This window comes from Bifidobacterium apicola, from assembly GCF_042846865.1.
Taxonomy (GTDB): Bacteria; Actinomycetota; Actinomycetes; order Actinomycetales; family Bifidobacteriaceae; genus Bombiscardovia; species Bombiscardovia apicola.
On record NZ_BAAFQQ010000001.1, the window covers coordinates 986958 to 1003240 of the forward strand.

Annotated in this window: 11 protein-coding genes and 1 rRNA gene; 4 read left to right on the forward strand and 8 right to left on the reverse strand. The window is 56.2% G+C overall.

Annotated elements, in window-relative coordinates; genetic code table 11:
• Positions 1–1899, reverse strand: a complete 1899-nt coding sequence (dnaK, locus tag ACGG9J_RS04150) for a molecular chaperone DnaK (protein ID WP_390133888.1) — start codon at positions 1897–1899, stop codon at positions 1–3.
• 423 nt (positions 1900–2322) lie between these two features.
• Between dnaK and ACGG9J_RS04155 the strand changes: the two genes are divergently transcribed.
• Positions 2323–4083, forward strand: a complete 1761-nt coding sequence (locus ACGG9J_RS04155; protein ID WP_390133890.1) for a glycoside hydrolase family 13 protein — start codon at positions 2323–2325, stop codon at positions 4081–4083.
• Between the two features lie 520 nt (positions 4084–4603).
• Positions 4604–5623, forward strand: coding sequence for a LacI family DNA-binding transcriptional regulator (locus tag ACGG9J_RS04160; protein WP_390133892.1), 1020 nt, complete (start codon positions 4604–4606; stop codon positions 5621–5623).
• Positions 5624–5890: 267 nt separating this feature from the next.
• Here the strand turns inward: ACGG9J_RS04160 and ACGG9J_RS04165 are convergent, their stop codons facing one another.
• On the reverse strand, positions 5891–6598 hold the full coding sequence (locus ACGG9J_RS04165) for a histidine phosphatase family protein (protein WP_390133894.1): 708 nt from the start codon (positions 6596–6598) through the stop codon (positions 5891–5893).
• Between the two features lie 64 nt (positions 6599–6662).
• Here ACGG9J_RS04165 and ACGG9J_RS04170 point away from each other — a divergent pair, with 64 nt between their 5' ends.
• Together ACGG9J_RS04170 and ACGG9J_RS04175 are read left to right on the forward strand one after the other, a co-directional pair.
• A complete protein-coding gene (locus tag ACGG9J_RS04170) occupies positions 6663–7019 on the forward strand; it encodes a DUF4235 domain-containing protein (RefSeq protein ID WP_390133896.1) in 357 nt (118 codons plus the stop codon).
• 202 nt (positions 7020–7221) lie between these two features.
• Positions 7222–8067 (forward strand): nitroreductase family protein, encoded by an 846-nt coding sequence (locus ACGG9J_RS04175; RefSeq protein WP_390133898.1) that lies wholly within the window; start codon positions 7222–7224, stop codon positions 8065–8067.
• Between the two features lie 31 nt (positions 8068–8098).
• Here ACGG9J_RS04175 and ACGG9J_RS04180 read toward each other — a convergent pair whose 3' ends face one another.
• From ACGG9J_RS04180 to rrf, 6 genes are all read right to left on the reverse strand, one after another.
• On the reverse strand, positions 8099–8350 hold the full coding sequence (locus ACGG9J_RS04180) for a hypothetical protein (protein WP_110451533.1): 252 nt from the start codon (positions 8348–8350) through the stop codon (positions 8099–8101).
• Between the two features lie 42 nt (positions 8351–8392).
• A complete protein-coding gene (locus tag ACGG9J_RS04185) occupies positions 8393–9331 on the reverse strand; it encodes an aldo/keto reductase (protein ID WP_390133900.1) in 939 nt (312 codons plus the stop codon).
• Positions 9332–9376: 45 nt separating this feature from the next.
• The gene (locus ACGG9J_RS04190) at positions 9377–13165 is read right to left on the reverse strand and encodes an Ig-like domain-containing protein (RefSeq protein ID WP_390133902.1); all 3789 of its coding nucleotides are present in this window, start codon (positions 13163–13165) and stop codon (positions 9377–9379) included.
• A 924-nt stretch (positions 13166–14089) separates the two neighbouring features.
• Complete coding sequence (locus ACGG9J_RS04195; RefSeq protein WP_390133904.1) at positions 14090–14842, reverse strand: tyrosine-protein phosphatase; 753 nt, start codon at positions 14840–14842, stop codon at positions 14090–14092.
• Between the two features lie 192 nt (positions 14843–15034).
• Positions 15035–15700: an NAD(P)H-binding protein gene (locus ACGG9J_RS04200; RefSeq protein ID WP_390133906.1), complete on the reverse strand. Its 666-nt coding sequence runs from the start codon at positions 15698–15700 to the stop codon at positions 15035–15037.
• A 304-nt stretch (positions 15701–16004) separates the two neighbouring features.
• Positions 16005–16121: ribosomal RNA gene (rrf, locus tag ACGG9J_RS04205) — 5S ribosomal RNA — on the reverse strand.
• Between the last annotated feature and the right edge of the window lie 162 nt (positions 16122–16283).

Consider the following 16283-nt stretch of genomic DNA (forward strand, 5'->3'; position numbering starts at 1 on the left):
TCACTCGCCGTCCTTCTTCTTGTCATCATCGTCCACAACCTCGGCATCCACCACGTCGTCATCGGCGGACGAGGAGGAATCTGCACCCGAGGCAGCTCCAGCGGCACCTGCAGCGCCCTGGGCGCCTGCAGCATCTCCGGTGCCCTGCTGCGCGTAGAGGGCCTGGCCGATCTTCTGGGCAGAGGTCATCAGCTCGCTCTGGGCGTTCTTGATCTTGTCCATGTCCTCGCCCTTCAGAGCCTCTTTCAGAGCGTTGACCTTGTCGGTGACCTCCTTGGCCACCTCGTCAGAGATCTTGTCCTTGTTGTCGTTGACCAGCTTCTCGGTCTGGTAGGCGGCGGACTCGGCGGCGTTGCGGGTGTCGGCGTCCTCACGACGCTGCTTGTCCTCAGCCTCGTGGGCCTCGGCCTCCTTGACCATGCGATCGATCTCGTCCTTGGGCAGGGCTGAACCGCCGGTGATGGTCATGGACTGCTCCTTGCCGGTGCCCTTGTCCTTGGCGGAGACGTGCACGATGCCGTTGGCATCGATGTCGAAGGTGACCTCGATCTGAGGAACGCCGCGCGGAGCCGGAGCGATGCCGGTCAGCTCGAAGGTCCCCAGAGGCTTGTTGTCACGGGCGAACTCGCGCTCGCCCTGGTAGACCTGGATCAGCACGGAGGGCTGGTTGTCCTCAGCGGTCGAGAAGACTTCGGACCGCTTGGTGGGGATGGCAGTGTTGCGGTCGATCAACTTGGTCATGATGCCGCCCTTGGTCTCGATGCCCAAGGAAAGCGGAGTCACGTCGATCAGCAGCACGTCCTTGCGGTCGCCCTTGATGACGCCGGACTGCACGGCAGCGCCGACAGCCACAACCTCATCGGGGTTGACGGTCTGGTTGGCTTCCTTGCCGCCGGTCAGTTCCTTGACCAGGTCCTTGACGGCGGGCATACGGGTGGAGCCGCCGACGAGCACCACATGGTCGATGTCCTGAACCGAAATGCCGGCATCGTGCAGCACGTTGTTGAAAGGCGTGCGGCAGCGGCCCAGCAGGTCGGAGGTCATCTCTTCGAAGTGCGCACGGGTCAGGGTCTCGTCCAGGTGAACTGGAGTCCCGTCGGGGGTCATGGCCAGGTACTGCATGGAAATGCTGGTGGACGAGGAGGAGCTAAGCTCCTTCTTGGCCTGCTCAGCAGCCTCCTTGAGCCGCTGCAGGGCGATCTTGTCCTTGGACAGATCCACGTTGTACTTGTTCTTGACCTCGCTGACCAGCCAGTCGATGATCTTCTGATCCCAGTCATCGCCGCCCAGCTTGTTGTCGCCGTTGGTGGCCTGAACCTGAATAGTGGAGAAGCCGTCGTCATCCTTGCCGATCTCCAGCAGGGAGACATCGAAGGTGCCGCCGCCCAGATCGAAGACCAGGATGCGCTCATCCTCCTTGCCCTTCTCCAGACCGTAGGCCAGGGCCGCGGCGGTGGGCTCGTTGATGATGCGCAGGACGTTCAGGCCGGCGATCTTGCCGGCATCCTTGGTGGCCTGACGCTGTGCGTCGTTGAAGTAGGCAGGGCAGGTGATGACCGCGTCGGTGACGGGTTCGCCCAGGTAGGATTCGGCATCCCTCTTGAGCTTCATCAGAATCTGGGCCGAAATCTCCTGAGGGGTCCATTTCTTGCCGTCGATCTCGACGGACCAGTCGGTGCCCATGTGACGCTTGACCGAGCTGATGGTCCGGTCAACGTTGGTGACTGCCTGACGCTTGGCCACCTCGCCGACCAGAATCTCGCCGGACTTGCTGAACGCCACCACCGATGGCGTGGTCCGCGCGCCTTCAGCGTTGACGATTACGGTGGGCTCGCCGCCCTCCAAGGTTGCAATGCAGGAATTGGTGGTTCCCAGATCAATGCCAACTGCACGTGCCATACTCATTACCTCCTGATGAAATCGGGGCGCAGGGGGTCTGACCCTGCACCTCATCGTTCACGTTCTCCGCTCGCGCTTCGTTCGTGGTCCCGATGGCCGGCTCCCGTCGGCCCGGGCAAGCAGCCATCATGACCACTCCGAAACTTGAGCCTACATCACTCAACTTCTTCTGGCAAATATTATTCCCACTTCAGGCGAACTGGTTTTGCCGGAAAGGCCTAGCTCAAAACTTATAATGCAAACGTATGCATAAAATAAGGGTGTTGCACATTATTTTGATTCGGTATGAGAACTTCAGATAGAAGATTGCTGATATTGTGAGGAGGATTTCACCTTCAAGTCGTACTGACCTCTTTGCTATCGTTATCAATACTGCTCCATTGCCGACTGTGTTGGTGAATATATTCAGGAAGGATGCCCCTCATGACAACGAATAACTTGAACGATGACTGGTGGAAGCAAGCGGTTGTGTATCAGATTTACCCTCGCAGCTTCAAAGACGTTGACGGGGACGGAATCGGAAACATCAGCGGCGTGACTGAAAAAATGAGCTACCTGCAGGGGCTGGGCATCGATGCCATCTGGCTCTCGCCTTTCTACCCGTCGGATCTGGCCGATGGCGGCTATGACGTCATTGATTATGAAAACGTCGATCCGAGGCTAGGCACCATGAAGGATTTTGATGCCATGGTTGAAGCGGCCCACCAGGCCGGCCTCAAGATCATGGTGGATATCGTGCCAAACCATACTTCCAACAAACATAAGTGGTTCCAGCAGGCGCTGAAAGCCCGCCCCGGATCGGCCGAGCGCGATCGATACATATTCCGCAAGGGACGAGGCAAAAAAGGGGAACTCCCTCCCAATAACTGGATGTCTCTTTTTGGTGGCCCCGCCTGGGAACAGGTTGAAGACGGGCAATGGTATCTGCACATCTTCGCTAAGGAGCAGCCGGATCTCAATTGGAAGAACCACGATGTTCACGAGGAGTTCAAAAACATCTTCCGATTCTGGTCCGACCATGGCGCCGACGGATTCCGTATCGATGTTGCGCATGGACTGGCCAAGGACCTTGACAGTAAGCCTCTGTCCGAACTCGACGCTTGGCCGGTGCAGCAGCAATCAGCCAGCCGCAATTACGAGCATCCGCTCTGGGACAGGCCCCAGGTGCATGACATATACAAGGAATGGCGGCAGGTGTTCAACGAGTACACCCCTCATCGCTTCGCCGTTGGAGAAGCATGGGTAGTGCCGGAGCACCAGCACCTTTATGCCTCTGAGGATGAACTGGGACAGGTCTTCAACTTTGAATTCGCCAAGTCCGACTGGAATTGCCAAGCGTTTTCAGCGGCAATCAAGGAGGGTCTGGAAGAGGCCAAGGAATCCGGATCCACGACTACATGGGTCATGAACAACCATGACATCATTCGTTCCGCCACACGGTATGCGCTTCCCCAGGCGGAGGACCTCGATACTCAGCAGCTGGGAAAGGACTGGCTGCTTCGAAACGGTCGGACTTATAAGGAAAACCGCGCTGTCGGCAATCGACGCGCACGTGCAGGTTTCCTTATGGAGGCGGCTCTGCCAGGCTCCCTCTACATTTATCAGGGAGAAGAGCTTGGCCTCTTTGAAGTCGCTGATATTCCATGGGAACGGCTGGAAGATCCGACTGCATTCAGGTCGAGTCGGGAGTTTACTGAAAAGGGACGAGACGGATGCAGGGTTCCCCTGCCTTGGAATGCAGAGGATACGCCGGAGCCGGCCGATTGGGACAGGAACTTTGGACAGGGCGCCTCATTCGGCTTTTCCCCCAAAACCAAGGCTGATGGCACCATCGCCGACGAACCCCATCTTCCCCAGCCCCTATGGTTCAAGAAATTCGCAGTTGATGTCGAATGCCGCGATAAGAGCTCAATGCTCAATCTGTACCGCACGGCAATCCGACTGAGAGCCCAGCTTCTGACAGCCGCTGGCAGCCAGACAATAGAATCCATTGATCAAAACCACGGTGTGCTGACCTATACGCGCTCGGCCCTTCTTGACGATAAGCCCGCCCATCTGGTCTGCATCACCAACTTCTCACGCCAACCGGTGGACGTCCCTGAAGGCTGTGTTGCCCTCTCCTCAGAGCCTCTGGCCGACGGTAAAATTCCAACCGATACCAGCGTCTGGCTAGTCAAAGCCTAAGGGAGGCCCTTAAATTGAAGGATGCGCTGCCACCAATTGAGCAAGATTCATCTGGACGGCGGCACCTCACTTCAACACTCCCCTCAAGAACCTCTGACTTTTATGATGAAATCCTGGTCTGCATATCGGTCTCACCGTTCTAAACGCATCCGCTGATTATGCTGAAGCGCTTGGCCAGCTACGCCTGTGCGTACTTGACGAACACCTTCTCGGTAAGAGAAACATGAGCCATCCTGATTACGCCAAATCTCAGAATCAGAAGCGGACCGGAAAAATTCTCCTTGAAAGCCTCTGAGTAGCTGACCGTGACCTTTCCCTGGCCTGGTCGCACTCAATGCAAATATCAGGGTATGCAACGTTTTCATATTAAAATTCCATGTGCAGCAACATTCAATCCGCCAATCGCAATGGCAACAACCCGATGAAGGATCCCGCTCCATTGATCCCTGCTCTGCCATACAGATTGTGAACTAACATTTACTCGTATCATTATTTTCAGGCGCACAAAATGAGGCACAACATGACTGTCAAAATACAGAATGTGGCAGATGCGGCGGGAGTCTCTGTGTCCACTGTTTCGCGAACGTTCGCAAGGCCCGATCTGGTTGCCAAGAGCACCAAAACCAAAGTCATGCAAGCTGCCCACACCCTGAATTTTCATATTTCACGTTCCGCAGCAGCCCTGAAATCTGGCCAATCTCTAAGAATCGCCGTGCTCACCAACGACCCGACAACCGAGTGGTTCAATTCACAAATTCTTGCTGGGCTGGATTCCGTATTCCACACCGCTGGCTATGACATATCCATTTACCGGATCACCAGCGGGGAATCCCGCAAAGCTTTCTTCGAGGAGCTCCCCATGCGGCGCAATGTCGATGCCGTCATCGTCTGCTCTTTCAACATCGTCGGAGAGGAAGTGGCCAAGCTTAGCGAGATGAATGTTCCTGTCATCGGCATCAATACGCCCCCTGAACAGGGATTCAACGCGACTGTTTCCATTGATGATGCCGAAGCGGTAAAAGCAGGCGTAGAGCATCTTATATCCCTCGGCCATCGTCATATCGCCTACATCACTGTGCTTAACGAGTCGAAGGACCTGCACTTCAGCTCTGAAGCAAGGAAAAAAGCCTTCCTCAGATCTTGCAGATCCAGTAGCGAATCAATCAACCCATACGTGCTTGAAGCCGACCCCGGTCAGGACCTGACCAGCACTATTCTGGGCCGTCTTACCTCTGATGCCAGGTCGTGCACAGCGGCTTTCTTCGAAAGCGACCGGGCTGCCATACCTGTGCTTTTCCGTCTAAGACAATATGGCATCAAGGTCCCCGATGATTTTTCCATACTTGGTTTTGATGACAGTCTTTACGCTGACGAGATCGGCCTGTCGACGCTGCACCAAGATCCTTTTATCAACGGACAGTCTGCGGCCAAAAAGACCATGGCGCTGATCGAAGGCAATCCATTGGAAGAACCGTACGAAAAACCGCCTGTCAGCCTTTTGCTTCGCGAAACCACAGCAGTCTGCAAAAAGCGTGCATGACGGTGGTTACCTTGTATTCGTAAACGAGGGCCACTGGGCGGATGATAATTAAAACAGTATCCCGGCGTATCGGCCATGTCCTGAAGTAAAGGGTCCCTTAATACCAAGGTCATCCTTATACCGTCCAGAACGATGCCAGCAATATGATGAGGCCCAGAAAAGACGGGCCTGAATTGGTTGAGCCCTTTAATGCCGCGTGTCCGCATATAGGCAATCACAAAAGCAGCGATATTCACACGGTTGCCAGCAGCCACTGGACATGCGGATTCAGACATTCCATTGCTTGAGAACACGCTGATTCTGGTAGATGCCTAGAACACCATAGTGAGCTGTATCCATACGCAAAAGCTGAGCCTTGTTCGGCTCCAGATCCAGCCACTGAGTAACCAGAATGCGCAAAACGTGCGCATGGGCGACCAGCAGAACGTGCCCGCCAGCGCGGACAACCGGTTCGATCTGACCAACAACCTTACGCGTGCGTCGGGCCACTTGATTGAGAGTTTCCCCCTCTGTGACATGGACATTGATATGCTCGCCAGAGGGCAGCTCAGTCTCCCAGTCCTGGACCTGGCAGCGACGTAAGGCCTGTGGTCCATCGACCCAAAGACGCCAGCCATTCCTCATTTCCGTACTTACCTGCGCTGGTCGGTGCCCCTCAGCGCGGCCATAATCCCACTCTATGATCTCAGGCATATCAGTAAGCTGATTAAATCCAGCCAACTGGGCCGTTTCCCGGGCTCTCTGCAAGGGACTGGAAAAAATCAATCCAGGATCGAATCCCTCTGGAAAAGCGCTGGCCAGACGCTCCCCTGCTGCCTTTGCCTGGTTCCTGCCCTCAGCAGTCAGAGGCAGATTCGTCCTGCCGGTGTACTGGCCCGTTTCGCTCCACGCGGTCTGTCCGTGACGCAAAAGTACGGCATATCCATTGCCAGGGGCATCCTTGCCTGATGCAAACGCTGCAAGTACCATGGCCATGATTTTATCATGCACGAGTGAGCGGCATTAAAGCTCGGGACCGTGGAATAATGGCCATATGGACATGGCAAAACAGGAACTGGGCAGTCAGGCCGACCAACTGGTCGGCGCATTCAGCCGAATAGATGAAAAGGTGAGTCAAATGCGTTCTTCAGCCGAATCTGATCCGGAGACCCTCATGGACAAGCTGCTGAAGTTCGCTCTCCCCAGCATCGCAGGATTGGTGGCCGGCAGGCTCTTCCAAGCGTTCTGGAGCAGCCTGGTACGCAAGCGCAATGGCGGCATGGACACTGAGGAGGGCGATCAAGAGAGCGCAACGGCGGGGCTGCTCTTTGCAGTGCTTTCTGCAGCCGTGACAACCCTGGCTTCTGGTCTGATTGAACGCGGGTCCCAGGCTCTGATCGACAAGCGCCATGAGTAGACAGCCCTAACCAGGCTGCCGCAAACCTGCCCGTCGAGCACCTATGAAGGCAAACGAGTGGGTCGTCGGCATATCACCCCTGCCAATCAGAGCAGGACCGCCCGGGATACTTGCGCCCAATTGGATATATGTCACTATTCTCAGAGCAAGATTATCTTCTCAGTTCTTGTGTCCCCCTGCCTACGATGGTCACAATGACATCATGACTACATCAATTCAATCCCCCGGTGGAGCCGGGGAGGGCGGCCAATCCGTCAAATCCGAGAGAACCGTCCCCAACCAGACCATCAGTACACTGCTCAACCGCCGGACCATTCGCGCCTTCACCAATGAGGCAATAGATCCTGACACGGTAGCCACTCTGGAACAGGCGGCCCAACATGCCGCCACTAGCCGGTACTTCAATGAATGGTCCGCCATCCGCATCACCGATTCCGACAAGGCCCGGGCCATTGCCGGCATGGCGCACCAAGATTACGTATCCCAGGCGCCCCTCCTGTATATCTTCCTCGCAGACCAGCGCCGCAATGCCGACCTGGCACGACAAGGAGGCGTCGATATCGATGCGGACTCGTTCATACTCAATACAGGGTATGCTTTCCTGCAATCCCAGAACGACGCCGTCCTTGCACTGCATGCCATGGAGACAGCTGCCAACTCACTGGGCTTGGGAGCCGTCATCCTGGGCAGTGTCGTCAACGACGTGGAAGGATTGATCGACCTGCTTGACCTGCCCCGCCTGGTCTACCCGGTGTTGGGATTGGCCATCGGCCACCCCGACCAGGATCCGTCCATGAAGCCTCGCATGCCCCGACCCGCGCAGATATTCATCAACTCCTACGGCCAGTCCGACAAGCCCGGTGAGGTCGACCAGGCTCTTAAGGACTTCGATGAAACAGTAAGGCTCTACTACCGGGATCTGCGCCATATGGACGCTCCGCGCAAGGCCTTTAGTCAGATCATGGCCGACAAATCCTGCAGCCCCAAAGAGGGCCATGAACCCATGCTCCCATCCATCCAGGCACAGGGCTTCGATATGAGTCGCTGAACGGCCAGCACCACTGCGGCCGGAAGCCCCTTCATTTCATATGCCTGGGCTTATACCCCTTCTTCCGCGAGTGCGGTTTCAACTGCTGGTTGAAGGGCACCCGGGCATATGAACCCGGCTCATGGCTGGTCAGATGCCAAGCACCGCAATACTGGCATCGGTACACCCAGAGCCGGGCACCCCGCTCCATCAGACTTTGATCAGCAGCTCGCAAAGCTTTCGCCTTGTCGTGATACATGATTTTCGAGGTGCTGGCGCATCGTTTGGGAGTGAAATAATGCATGGAATACCTTGATACTGAACCTCTTGACCTGCTGGAATCGCCTTAAGGGAGGTCGTTCCCGGCAGACATGTAGAGGTCGTACCACTCCTGGGCAGTCAGTTCCACATCGGCCCCAGCAGCCATCTCGGCAATACGGGATGGTGTCATGGACCCCAGCAAAACCTGCATGCCGGCAGGATGACGAAGAATCCAAGCCACAGCAATGGCGCTCTTGCTGACACCATACTTTCTGGCCACCTTCTCCAAGCAGTCATTCAGCTCGGGGAACTTGGGGTTGTCAATGAAGACTCCCTCGAAGAACCCCGTCTGGAAGGGGCTCCATGCTTGGATGGTCATCTGCTTCAGACGGGAGAAGGAGATCAGCCCGCCATCATGATCCAGGCTGGGCCCGTCAATCATATTGACATGGAATTCCTGCTGGATCATGCCGGTATGCCCCAGCCCGAACTGAATCTGGTTGACGTCCAGTCTCTGACTGACTCCGCTCTGGAGAAGCTCGACCTGCATGGGATTGACATTGCTGACACCGAAGTGGCGAACCTTGCCCGAGGCCTGCATTGCGTTGAAGGCCTCCGCCAGCTGGTCCAACTCAACCAAGGTATCCGGCCTGTGCAGGAGCACATAATCGACATAATCCGTCTGGAGGTTCTCCAGCTCCTGGTCAACAGCCGCAATCAGATGCTTGGCGGAGAAATCATACCGTGTGATTTCATCGGTTTCCGGATTACGGACGATGCCGACCTTGGTCTGGATGCCAATACTGGACCTGTCGACACCGAGATCCTTCAGGGCCCGACCCAGCACCCTGCTGCTCTCGCCATTGTGGTAGCAATCGGCCGTATCGAAATAGTCGATTCCCGCATCCAAGGCCGTTTGCACAATCTTGGCGGCATCTTCGGGCGACTTGGCATTGATCCGCATGGCTCCCAGAGCTACGCGGGAGGCTTTTACACCCGAGACCCCGATATTCATATATTTCATATTTTTCCTTAGAAATTCAACTGATGCAATCCTATCGTCGCGCCCCTACGATTCGCGCCCATCAGTGTTGTGTCTACGCCTCAAGACAACAGCAGCTACGGTCGCTGCGCCTACGAGGAGCAGCGCCAAGGTAATCAGGATGGCAGCACGGACGGAAGCGCCAGTTGCACTGAGGACTGTACTTCCGGTGTTCGATGGAGAAGTGGCGGAACCCTTCTGACTGTGGTCTGGTCGAGAAGGCTGATGGGTGGCATCGGAGGTGTGGTCTGCACCGTCACCCGCGCCCAAGGGCTCCTCCCGCAGCCCCTGAAGACCTGCGTCCAGGCTGGCAAGAGCCTCATCAACCTCGGTTTGCAGAGCATCAGGATCGCTGATGACCCGTTCCGCATTGGCAAGCGCTGTCCTCAATGCAGTTGCGCTGGCAACCGTGAACTGGTGGCTTGCTGAAGGCTTGACGGTCTTAGCCTGATTCACCTTCTGCGTCAAAGAAGCAGTATCAGCCGGGGACACCACATGAATCTCAACAGATGCAGCAACCGCCTCAATCCGGGAGCTGGTTGCTGTGATCCTGTATGTCCCGAGGGGCGTGTCCTGATCAGTCCGGACCTGCCCGCTCTGGTCGACAACAGGGAGGGTCTGCCGCAACTGCCGCTCTGAAACCTCTGGATCAACAGTCCAGCTGATCTCCTTGCCCCAGTCATCCGGATCCGTGAAGGGGGCTGCAGTGTGTACCTTGATGGAAACTTGCGCATTCCTGCCCTGAACTACCTCGGGGCGCTTCATCTTCAACTCGATCGATTCAGGCCTGGGATGGGTACGGACCTCCTGAATGGGTTTCAGATTCGGAGGGTTGCTGACACCCATGGGCAGATTGACCCCGCCAGGGAAGTGATAGGTGCCAGGAGCGCTGTTCTCCGTGTAGTTGGAGGGATCGTCATCCCAGCCGGTCACAGTCAAATCCACCTGCTTTCCTGATGCCAGACTGGCCTTGACCGTCGTGGGCATGCCCAGCTCCTGCCGTGCCAGTCCAACAGGCTTATCCATGGCGGGCAGAGATTCGAAGGACGTAATCGGATCGGACACGACTTTGATCTGGGCTTTTACCATGGTGGTATCGCCCTGTAGCTTTCCTTGGACGGTATATACACCGTCGTGGGTCAACAAGGCCGGGTCGACCTTCCAATTCACAGCCTTCCGAATGAACTTCCCGTCGGAATAGCCAACCATGATCTTTTCCGGCAAATCCGGAACCTGCCCAGGCTTGGCGGTAACCGAAACGTCCTGCACCGAAGTGATGTAGGTGTCGGAAATCAGCAGCTGCGGCGCCAGACTATGTTCGTCGGTGGGCTTGCTCACGCCGGCGGGCACGGTCAACAGGCCGTTCTGGAAGTCGGCATAGGCCTGCTTGGCCCCCTCCACCGAGAAAGCATCAAATCCGCCATTGTCACGATTGAAGTTGGGGGTGTCACTCATTGGGATGTCGACAAGGAAACTGATCGGCCCCGTCGGATGAGAACCACCCATGCTCCGAATGATCGAGGTCACATCAATGTCGACGGCATATCCATTGTCGATGATCTCCTTGTTGGTGAATACCTGGTGGTTGCCGGGCCTGAGTTTGGCATAGTCAGGGATATTCTCGCCGGTCCCCAGTGGCTGATGGTTGGCTTCGGTCACCTCGGTATTGAGAGGACCGTTGGCCCAGGTAAGGGTGTTTTGATCCCAGCCCGGATCGGTCCTGTAGACGTCAATGCTGAAAGCAGTATTGTTTAACCGCTCCGCGTCGCTGCTCCCCGCGCTGTTGTTGATGTCGAACCTGAACAGGTAGACCCGCAACTTGGCATTCTTGATCTGGTCAGTCTGGCCAGGATAGGCAGAGGGATCGACCTTGACATAGAAACGACGGTTGTAGGAGGCCGAAGACGAATTCTTCAGCTTCAGAGCAAGGTTGTTTGAATAGGAGACGCCAAATGGGTATTTGTCGCCAGCGGCCTTGGATGAAGTTCCAGGCTTGGCGCCCAAAGCTTCATTTGAGCCCCTCTCGACCGTGGCTGCTTGATCAGCCACGGACCTGATATCCCTGAGCTTGCCCGAACCCATCTGCCCTGTTACAGTCACCGTGGCCTTGGCCAGATCGGGAATCCCCTGAATCCTGCCCGTAACGGTAAACTTGCCCTCCTGGCTGAACTGATTGAGGCCGAGCTGGTCCCAGGTGACCCGCATGCTGGTCACCTTCTCAGTGCTGGATCCGCCAGATGACTCCTTGACAGTAACATTCAAGGTCTCCGGCAATGCTGGATAGACTCCAGCGAAAGTGCTGACCTTGGTCTCCGGGATCTCGTATCTGGTCGTAATCTTATTGTTCGATATCTGATTGGCTCCAATATCGATGCCGCGGTCCTTGGTGCTGCCTCCGAACATATCCTGATCGGGCGCACCCTCCATTCTGATACCAGCAGCGACCGCAGGGCTATCCGTCTGAATTTTGAAGAGAGAAGCCCGTTCGCGCATCCGATCAACCTGATTGGACCAGGGAAGGGATGTCTCAGGGTTGGGAAGGGTTGTAGTGAGCTGATCCTGGATTGCCTTGGCTGCATCCTGGCTCTTGTCGATATCGAGCTTCGGGGCTTGGAATATGTTTCCTGCTGCTTTCAGCTCATCGACAGTAGCGCCGCTGGCGGCGGTCGGCACAGCATCAGGCCAAATCAGGTTGTGCTTGATGAAGTCGCCCGGATTACTGTGCAGGCTGTGCTCTATGGGCTCGCTGCCGTTCGGCGGATAGGCAGCCAGGAACTTCAGACTCCCCGAGCCTGACTTGTAGAGGATGTTATTGGTGAAGTAAGCGATGGTGCCGGAGTTGTCGCCGGAGTTGCCCTCACCGAAGAGGGAGGTCGAAACTCCGTCGCCCACGTAGAAGGTGTTGTTGTATATCTGCGGCATGCTCGGGCCCGGATCAGATATCCAGTAGTGGAAGAGGCTCTGTTCCTTGTAGTCGTAAGAGCCGTGGCCGGGTCCGGCCGCATTGGTGCCTGAGTTCCCGCCGCCGTCATTCACCGAGATGTTGTAGCGGATGATGGAATTGGTCTGATTGCTCATGAGGAGCATGAACCCGCCACCGTTGTTGTGGCTGTAGTTGTATTGGTAGGTGATCCGGTCGCAGCCCATGTCGATGTCGAAGGCCTCGCCGTCGTTGTATCCATGGGTGTTGCCGTAGACCTCGTTGAACTGGAGGAGGACGTCCTGGCTGGCCATGGCCCAGATGCCTGCGTAGTTCTCAGTTCCATAGTCCGCATTGCAGGCCCTTACCACGGTATTGCCCTCAACCAGCCCCTGTGCCTTGTTCTCGGAGATGACAATGGCATCGCCGGCAATATCCTCAAGGTAGTTGTTCCTGATGGTGACCTTCTCGAAGAGTCCAGGGGATGAATCATTGGAGCTGTCCGCCTTGGTCCGTATGCCTTCAAGGCCGACACGCTGAACGATATTGTTCTGGATGGTCAGGTTATGGAAGCCTGTGTTGGTCACTCCGTCATCTAAGGTCTGTCCCTCCGGATCGACCCAGTGCCCCAGGGCGATGATTCCTCCAACAGCTTTCAGGGTCTGCGGCTTTCCTTCTCGTCTAGCCTGGAGATAGTACTCCGATTGGACATCATGGACATAGCAGTTCTCGACTGTATCGGATTCCAGCATTCTGTCCAGACCGAACCCCAGCAGGAGTATTCCGACCCTCTGAGCGTCACCGTGCTTCTTATAGCCCTCACGGTCGCTGAGTTCCGGTGAATTGGTGACTTCAAGGTTCCTGATGGTCCAGTATTCCTGATTGGTCAGCTGCACCGCTCCTGAAACATACCTTTTAAAAGAGCCCGAGCCATAAGTTCCACCGCCGTTGATTACAGGACGTCGTGCCGCTTCATACGAGGCAGATCCATCCATCTGGCGGGTATATAAATCCAGAACGATCTTTCCCTTGTCGTTCCCATCCCCTTTCGGGCGTATCTGCCCTTGCCAGGTAGAACCAGACTCAAGAAGGATATGGTCGCCTGGGGCGAAGGTCGTGGCTGAAATCTTGTCCAAAGACTTCCACGCCCGTGTCGAGTCCAATCCGTCATTGGCATCATTGCCATGGCGTGAATCAACGTAATAGGTTTTACCGGTCTGTGACACGCCTACTGAGGTAAAGGTTCGCGCGTTCCCGGCTGCGGAGCTTCCACCGGCATCGGACCGCTCTGCCGCCATGGCCTGCACCGGCCCTATCACCCCGGTCAGCACAAGCGCAGCCAAGGTCGCCAATGCCGCCAGGATGGCAGGCAATAATCGAATTCCCCGTCGCAATGCCCCGCCTATGGCAGACAGATACGCTTGCTCTGCTGCATTTCTATGATTATTCCCGCTTCCATTCATATCCGTTCACCTCTGAGCTTCGTTAAGAACCTATTGGCACCTGTCGTTAGCACAATGCGGTTTCAACTTTGATCACCGCACCACCCCATATATTGTATGATGCCTCACACTTTAGGACTGGTAACTTTCAATCTGTTGCAGTGGGCTCTTGCACGTGACAAGAACAAGACCCGGCTCGAGGAACTGTTCACCATTCCATCTCAAGATGGGCTCGATAAACGAGGGAAAAGGACAAAGTGTTGTTGCAGACGTAAGACAGTGCGACGCCACAGAAAGGAGCAGCGTATTTTAAGGGTAGTCAGTTTGGATATAAAAGTGGGGACGAGGGTGAAGCCCCCACCTATCCAGCCTTATTGTTTATTCCAGCAGGTTGCGGCGCAGAGCATCCACCTGATCTGGCCCGAACCCTAGAGCCTGCTGTGCATAGGTGAAAACGTCCCCGTAGGCCTCGATCATGGTCTGTTGGGCATGGGCCAGGTACTCTTTCTTGACACAGAGCGCAATCTGCAGCGCATCCAACGAATCCTGGTCGAAACCTTGTGCGCGGAATTGGTTCAGCAATTGATTGTTGGCTTTGACCCGCTCCTCGTTGGTCTTCAAATAGTCCGCAAACACCTGGTCGTCGTCTACCTCCAGCAGCCAAAGGACCAAAGCCGCGGCGAATCCGGTGCGATCCTTGCCGGCGAAGCAGTGGAAGAGCGTAGCCCCCTGGGTGTTGCCCAGGACGATGCGCAGGAACTTCCCATATCCCTGCTGGGCTGCATGATTCATAACCAGATCATGGTAGACATTCAGCATGTGGCCGTTGACCTGGTCCGCCGAACCCAGCGAGGCGAAATCGTCCAAGCTGGCGCTGTTGGTGCCGCTTTGCTCAAGCAGATCGATGTTGGTGAAGGTCACGCCATTGATCCGATCGTCTGGGCTCTCCGCTCTCTCGAAAGGTCTGCGGAAGTCCACGACCTGCGTCACCTGGTAACGGTTGACGAGCTCTTGCTCGGTCTCCTCGTCCAAACCCACCAGCTGTCCTGACCTGATGAACTTGCAGGGACGGACCTGGCAGCCGTGGATGGTCCGGATGCCTCCCAGATCACGAAAATTGGTGATATTCATCAATGGCCTCCTTAAGATCCGCCTTTTCTCCAAATCACCCCCGCCTTCAGGAGGAACACGGGAACTCAGCGTGTCAGCGTGCGATCAACAGCAACAAGCATTGCAAACCAAGGTACCATTCCTGCCACTGTGCAGACACGCCATAGTCTGTCAGTGGACGCTTCTCTTGAGGGATTGGTTGGCTGGTATTTGTCACTGCTCTGCGGTCAGGGCTTGTTTGATTGGCGTGCTGCCCTTGATGACGTTGTATATCCTGCCTGCGGTCTGGGGAAGGTCGACGCAGTCGGCCAGGCATTGTGCCACGTCAGGGATCGGTATGGGGCCGGGTCCGTCCGGCTCTACCTGGATGGTTCCTGTGCCCTCCTGCTCGGTGAGGCTGCCTGGCTCGATGATGGTGTAGTCCAGTCCGGAGCTGATCAGGTACTGGTCGGCCATGTTCTTGGTTACGTAATAGTCGGCGAGGGCGTCGATTGCGGGTTTGACCTGGGGCTGCTCCCAGCGCCGCCAGTCCGCTGCATACATGGCTCCCAGCATGACATACCGGGTGATGCCGACCGCTTTGGCGGCCTCTATGGTCTTCATGGCTCCCAGGGCGTCGACCTGGTTGATGTCTTTGCCGCGCGAGCCAGCGGTGAAGACGACGGCGTCCGCATGCGACTTGCGGAATGCGTCGGTGACTTGTGAGAGCGGGTCATGCAAGTCCAAGGTCATAGGCTCCATCTGCTTGCTGGCGGCAATCTTCGAGGCTCCCCGTGCGCAGGCGACCACCTCATGGCCGGCTCTGACCAGGTCCTCGAGGGTCGATGCGCCCACTCTGCCGGTGGCTCCTACAAGAATGACTCTTTCGCCCATGCTCATCAGCTTTCTTTGGATAGTTGTTTGTTCGCCTGATTCGGCTGCTTCTCATTCTAGATGTCCTGGGCAGTAAACGACAGGCGAAAAGAATGGCATGAGCTTCTGCACGCGTGTCCGCAAATCGCCAATTGCAGACTGCTAAGTGTAGTGCGGTCTTTCTTTGCTCAGCGTTGACCGTGGTCTCGTACTGCCCCTGAGGCTTTGAGCAGGGATGCTACATTGCCGGCCCTGGGCCTGAGAAAGATAGAGAAAAAGGGAGGTCTCTTCAGGAACATTTCCTGAAGAGACCTCCCTTATTTAAATGTTGTGGCGGCGGTGTGCTACTCTCCCACACTCTTCCGGGTGCAGTACCATTGCCGTGCTGGGTCTTAGCTTCCGGGTTCGGAATGGGACCGGGCGTCTCCCCCAGGCCATGACCGCCGCGAATCTTCTATTCTTCCGGCCCTTCTCTTGCAGGGTCGGGGTTTCCTGGCGGCTTGGGGACCGGATGGCGGACGCGTGTTTCGTTTCGATCGCCTGCGAATGTTCGTGCATATTGCCGCAGGCATGTTTCGCAGCAGGGTTGATGCCGCCACCCCTTACGGGG

Bases quoted from the DNA above. Each gene is read 5' to 3' on its own strand.
- dnaK (WP_390133888.1), bottom strand. From the start codon at position 1,899: ATGGCACGTGCAGTTGGCATTGATCTGGGAACCACCAATTCCTGCATT.
- ACGG9J_RS04155 (WP_390133890.1), top strand. From the start codon at position 2,323: ATGACAACGAATAACTTGAACGATGACTGGTGGAAGCAAGCGGTTGTG.
- ACGG9J_RS04160 (WP_390133892.1), top strand. From the start codon at position 4,604: ATGACTGTCAAAATACAGAATGTGGCAGATGCGGCGGGAGTCTCTGTG.
- ACGG9J_RS04165 (WP_390133894.1), bottom strand. From the start codon at position 6,598: ATGGCCATGGTACTTGCAGCGTTTGCATCAGGCAAGGATGCCCCTGGC.
- ACGG9J_RS04170 (WP_390133896.1), top strand. From the start codon at position 6,663: ATGGCAAAACAGGAACTGGGCAGTCAGGCCGACCAACTGGTCGGCGCA.
- ACGG9J_RS04175 (WP_390133898.1), top strand. From the start codon at position 7,222: ATGACTACATCAATTCAATCCCCCGGTGGAGCCGGGGAGGGCGGCCAA.
- ACGG9J_RS04180 (WP_110451533.1), bottom strand. From the start codon at position 8,350: ATGCATTATTTCACTCCCAAACGATGCGCCAGCACCTCGAAAATCATG.
- ACGG9J_RS04185 (WP_390133900.1), bottom strand. From the start codon at position 9,331: ATGAAATATATGAATATCGGGGTCTCGGGTGTAAAAGCCTCCCGCGTA.
- ACGG9J_RS04195 (WP_390133904.1), bottom strand. From the start codon at position 14,842: ATGAATATCACCAATTTTCGTGATCTGGGAGGCATCCGGACCATCCAC.
- ACGG9J_RS04200 (WP_390133906.1), bottom strand. From the start codon at position 15,700: ATGAGCATGGGCGAAAGAGTCATTCTTGTAGGAGCCACCGGCAGAGTG.